Genomic DNA, 5465 nt, shown 5'->3' with positions numbered 1-5465 from the left:
GTGGCTGTAGTGCTTACCCATGAAGTTCCTTTGGGAGAGGGTGTTGCACTTGAGTTTAGAGACCGCCAACCCAAAGAAATGGCCTAACAGGCTCATGGCATGGGGAAGGGAAAAGCCTGAGCGTTTATGGCTAGATAGATGGTTGGTCGCCCAAGGTTCGACGCCCCCGCTATACCGCGAGGCGTCGAAGCGCTGAGGACTTAAGGCAGATCTCAGCCAAGCTCAACTTATCGGCAAGCGCGCTTTAAGCCCTCAATGCTTCGACGCCTCGCGGTATAGCGGCGCGGTGGAAGCTGGGCCCGCCATCGATCAAAGCAAGGCGACATCCTTCAGGCTTGTAACCCATGCAATGCTGTGAGCTCTTCAGGCCATTTCTTTGGGTTACTTTTCTTTGGGCCAGCAAAGAAAAGTGACTCGGGCCCTTTAGGGTCCGAAAGCGCCGCAGGCAATGGCTCAATCTACGAAATACCTAGCTGAGGCTCAACGCTAATTAGCGTCTCAAAGGGAGAAGGGCGTACGCGGCACGCAGGTGTACTCAAAGAAACTGCGCGAATGTATCGATCGGGCGAACCTTCAACGCATCCAGGTCCCATGCGAGCAAGCACGCAATGGCCGACGTATCAGCGTGAATTTGCTGACGAAGCGCTGAGAACGCACGCAGCACTCTGTTCTGCCAGCGGGACTGGGTTTGCAGTTCGAACGTGATCACCGCCGCTGCCAAGCGGGTGAGGTCGTCGGTCAAGCTAAGGCTAATGGCAGCGCGCGCGATCGCTATCAATCGATCGCGCGACACCAACTGGCTCACGCGCTTTTCGATGGAGAAGGACTTCGAGCCGCGAAGATCACCCGGTTCGAGCACTGCGTGATAGAGCAGCGCACACAGAACACGTTCTACGCGTCGTGCCAAACGCTGTTCAGGCGGCTCGTGTTCTACCGCGTTCGCTCCGACGGCGTGCGCTTGTGCATCCTGCAGTCGATATGGATGAGCACTCACCCTCCGTGGGCCGCCGCTGGCAGGCCAAAGCGGGATCACGTTGCTCGGCGCGTTGCGCTCTGATTCGATCAGGAAGTTATTAGTGGTCTTCATGGCGATTTCCCATGCATCGGGCGTGCCAGCCAGCACCTTGGGAAAGCTATCGGCCATCGACCACGTCACTTAAATGCAAACTCGCTTTTCCTAAGTGTGGCGTGGTGCTCAATCGACTGCGACTGGAGCGCGCATGAGGACCGCCGCTAGTGCTCCGGCCAATTGCCTGCCGTGCACGGGTTTACGCAGGAAGCCGTCCATGCCGGCGGCGTAGGCGCGGCTTTCTTCATCACCGCCGGCACGTGCCGTAATGGCAATCATCGGTAGGGCATCGCCGTCTTGGCGCGAACGCACCAGCGCGGCCCATTGCAGGCCATCAAGGCCGGGCAGGTCCAGATCCACCAGTGCTGCATCGAAGCGCGCGTGTTCTAGTGCTTCCAATGCGCGCAGCGCGGTGGTCGCATGTTCGACGGTGTGGCCCTGTACCTCCAGCAGCCCCTCGATGACGGCTGCCACGACCGGGTCGTCTTCCAGTAACAGCAGATGCCAGTAAGGGCCTGCTTTGCTGGTGGCTGTCGGATGTTCGGCTGGCGCGGCTATTGCTTGCAGGGGCAGCAATACGTGGAATTTGCTACCTGAGCCGGGTGCCGATTCGAGTGCGATCGAGCCGCCCATGAGTGTCGCGAGCTCGCGGCAGATGGCCAGGCCCAGCCCGCTGCCCGAGTCGCGCTGCGGGCTGTCCAACTGCTGATAGCGCTGGAACAGCTTGGCCTGGTCGGCAGGTGCGATGCCTGGGCCGGTGTCGCTGATGGTGAATCGCAGCCCCTCAGCGTCACTGGTCAATATCAGCCGTACCTGCCCCCGTTCGGTGAACTTCACGGCGTTGCCGCTGAGATTGAGCAGGATCTGCCGGATGCGTACCGCATCGCCCAGTACCTGCGCCGGGGTGTCTTCGGCGATGTCCATGTGCAGAGCCAAACCTTTGGCCAGGGCCTTGGCCCGCTGCAGCTCGGCCACGTCGTCCAACAGGGCGCGCGGATCGAAAGGTGCCTGGACCAACTGCAGGCGGCCGGATTCGATGCGGGCCAGATCAAGCGCGTCGTTTACCAGCGTGAGCAGCACCTCGCCGGAATTGCGGATGGTCTGCGCATAACGCCGCTCGGTATCGTCCAGGGGGCGGCTGAGCAGAAGTTCGGCCATGCCCAGCACGCCGGTCATGGGGGTGCGGATTTCGTGGCCGAGCTGCGCGAGGAACTCGGTCTTGGCCTCGCTAGCGGCGCGGGCCAGCTGATGCTCCTGGGTGATCAGCTCCATGCGATGGCGCTGCATTTGACGGCGACGCATGGCATGCAGCAGAGCCACGAACAATGCGATCAGCAGCAGGGCATAGGCCATCCATGCCCACCAGCGCAGCCATGGCGGGTAGTCCACATGCAGGCGCAACGGCGTGGCCAGTTCACCCCAGCTGCCGTCAGGGCCGGCGGCTTGCACGTGCAAGATGAAGTCGCCGCCCGGCAATTGGGTAAACGTGCGATCGCCACGCGCACCGGTATCGATCCAACTGCCGTCGAGGCCGTCGAGATGGAAGCGATAGACATTGCGTGCCGGCGCGATGAAAGACATGGCGCGCGCCACGACGGTGAAGTCGCGATCGTTCCAGGCGAGTGCAACAGGGCCGCTCGCTGATGGCCATTCACGCACGCCATTGTGGCCGCGCACACTCAGCGCGCTCAGGCGCACGTCCGGCTGGCGATGATGCGATTGAATCGCTTCCGGCTGGAATCCGACGATACCGTCCTTGGACGGTGCGTATAGCCACCCATCGGGTAAGCGCGCGATCGCATTGCTACCGAAATAGGTATCGACCAAACCGTTTTGCACACCGAAGCCGCGCAGGTTGCTGCTGGCCGGGTCATACAGCCACAAACCGCCGCGGGTGAATAGCCAGGCGCGGCCGGTGCCGTCCACGCGCAGGCTCATCACGCTGTTGATCGTGCGCTGATCGTTGAGTGGATAGCGCGCCACGCGCGTCGCGCGATCACCTTGGCAGCGGTATACGGAAAGGCTGTCGTTGTCGGCTACCCACAGTTCATCGCCATGAAAATCCAGTGCGCGCACAAAGCGCCGTTCCACGCCTTGCACATAGCGTACGCGTTGACCGGATTCCCAGCGTGCGATGCCTTTGTCGGTGGCGATCCATAAGGCATGGTCGTGCCAGCGCATATCGTTGTTGGAAGCCGCAGCCAGTTCGGGATCGGCGAAGGCCAGAGGTTCGCAGTGCGTGCCGTCGGCCGGCGTGGCGCATACACCTGAGGGCACCAGGTTCATGTAAGCCGTGCCGCTCTCATCCAACGCCACGTTGTACGGCTGTGCGGGTACCACGATGGATTCGAGGTGACCTTGGCTATAGCGGAAGCTGCCGTTGGAGGCATTAATCCATAGCCGCCCACGCGCATCCGCGGCCATGTCATAGATCTCGTGGTGCGTGCCGGGCAGCCGTATCACGGCAGGTTCCACTGCCTGCGTCGCCGGGTCGAGCTTGTCGATGACGCCGTCCTGATTGCCGATCCACAACGTGCCATCCGTCGCGGCAGCTATGGCGGTAAAGGCGCCTGCGCTGAGACTGGCCGGATCGTCTGGGCGATGAGTGCTGCGGGTAAAGTCGTTCCAATCCGGCGATAAATAAGCCAGCCCGTTATCGGTGCCCAGCCACAGTCCGCCTTCGCGATCTCGCAGCAGGCGCAACACGACTTGGCCAGGCAGTGCGTGAGGTAGCAGTGGGTCGGCACCGTAACGATGCGCGCGCCCATCGCGGTCGCGCAGCAGCAGGCCGTTGTTGGTGCCCAGCCACAGGCGGCCGTTGCCGTCCGGCGCGATCGATGCAATCAGTCCTGGCGATACGCCTTCCAGCAGCACGCGCCGGGCGACGTCGTCATTATCAAGACGGAACAGGCCGCGCACGGTTCCGATCAGCAGGGCATTCCCGTCGCGAACCAGCGTGAATACCTGTGGCGAGTCCAGCGCCTGGCCATCCTCGTTTACGAAATGCACATGCCTGAAACTGCCATCGCGCTCGCGAAGATCCACACCAGCCCCTGTGCCGACCCACAAGCGGCCGTCGGATTCGGGCAGTAGTGCGTGTATCTCATCGTTGGCCAGGCTGCGTGGGTTCGCCGGATCATGGCGGGTATGCGCGAAACGGTCTTCGCTTAGCAGATGATCCAGGCCGCCATCGCTAAGTCCCACCCACAGCGTGCCGTCGCGATCCTCGGCCAATGCGTTGATCTGATTTTCATCCAGGCTGCCGGGCGCCTTGTCGTCATGGCGCCAATGCAGAAAGCCGTCACGTTTCGCGTCATAGCGCGCCAAACCATCTTCGCCACCGCTCCACAGCCGCCCCTGCGAATCCACCAACAACGCGCGCACGCGATCAGATGGAGCAGCGTAGGCATCGCCGGCGCGCTGAGACCACGTCTTGAATTCCACACCGTCGTAGCGTGTCAGCGCGGAGCCGGTAGCTATCCACACATAACCCTCGCGATCCTGCAGCAGCGCGCTGATGGTCGGATCGGGTAGCCCGTCGGCTGTGCCGAAACGGCGGAATTGCGGGGTAGGTGCAGGTGGCACCGTCGCCGCTGGTGTTGTCGTGCTGTTGCTAATGAACGGAGCGCCGCCGGACAGAAGGGCGGCGAGCATGAGGGTCAGCATGGGCGCTCCGATGGCCGCGTGGCCTGGCGCGGCGTGAGTTCGGTGGCCGTCACTTCGCTCAATCCTGTCAGGTGGACGGGAGATGATGCCGTGTGCGGGAGCGGTTAGATACGTACCCGGTCACGGTAGACGTACGTCGTCGGGGGCGCTGATGGCGTACAAACGCTGAGGTACTCCCACTTTTTTGCTCTTCATTTCTGGATAAACCGTAGCGTTTCCTTCTGGCGTTGATTAGTGTCTCGCCTCAGCTTGGCATGTCGTTGGTGCTGCCATTGCCTGCGGCGCTTTCGGACCCTAAAGGGCCCGAGTCACTTTTCTTTGCTGGCCCAAAGAAAAGTAACCCAAAGAAATGGCCTAACAGGCTCATGGCATGGGGAAGGGAAAAGCCTGAGCGTTTATGGCTAGATAGATGGTTGGTCGCCCAAGGTTCGACGCCCCCGCTATACCGCGAGGCGTCGAAGCGCTGAGGACTTAAGGCAGATCTCAGCCAAGCTCAACTTATCGGCAAGCGCGCTTTAAGCCCTCAATGCTTCGACGCCTCGCGGTATAGCGGCGCGGTGGAAGCTGGGCCCGCCATCGATCAAAGCAAGGCGACATCCTTCAGGCTTGTAACCCATGCAATGCTGTGAGCTCTTCAGGCCATTTCTTTGGGTTGGCGGAGTCAATCTAGAAGTGCATCATCAATCTTCTGCGCCAGATCATCGCGACCGAGCGCCCGCATAAACATCTC

The 5465-nt window shown here is 61.4% G+C and carries 2 protein-coding genes; both read right to left on the bottom strand.

Translation table 11 applies throughout. The features are described from left to right. Positions 1 to 535: 535 nt before the first annotated feature. On the bottom strand, positions 536 to 1144 hold the full coding sequence (locus QQJ86_RS16190; protein WP_284322003.1) for a hypothetical protein: 609 nt from the start codon (positions 1142 to 1144) through the stop codon (positions 536 to 538). Between the two features lie 51 nt (positions 1145 to 1195). Then, positions 1196 to 4735, bottom strand: a complete 3540-nt coding sequence (locus QQJ86_RS16185) for a hybrid sensor histidine kinase/response regulator (RefSeq protein WP_284322002.1) — start codon at positions 4733 to 4735, stop codon at positions 1196 to 1198. Between the last annotated feature and the right edge of the window lie 730 nt (positions 4736 to 5465).

This window comes from Dyella acidisoli (assembly GCF_030160295.1).
Lineage (GTDB): Bacteria > Pseudomonadota > Gammaproteobacteria > Xanthomonadales > Rhodanobacteraceae > Dyella_B > Dyella_B acidisoli.
The sequence above is the reverse complement of the archived record's forward strand: the minus strand, read 5'-3'. Positions and strand labels throughout refer to the sequence as shown.

Coding starts and splice junctions, on each gene's coding strand:
- QQJ86_RS16190 (WP_284322003.1), bottom strand. CDS start 1,144: ATGGCCGATAGCTTTCCCAAGGTGCTGGCTGGCACGCCCGATGCATGG.
- QQJ86_RS16185 (WP_284322002.1), bottom strand. CDS start 4,735: ATGCTGACCCTCATGCTCGCCGCCCTTCTGTCCGGCGGCGCTCCGTTC.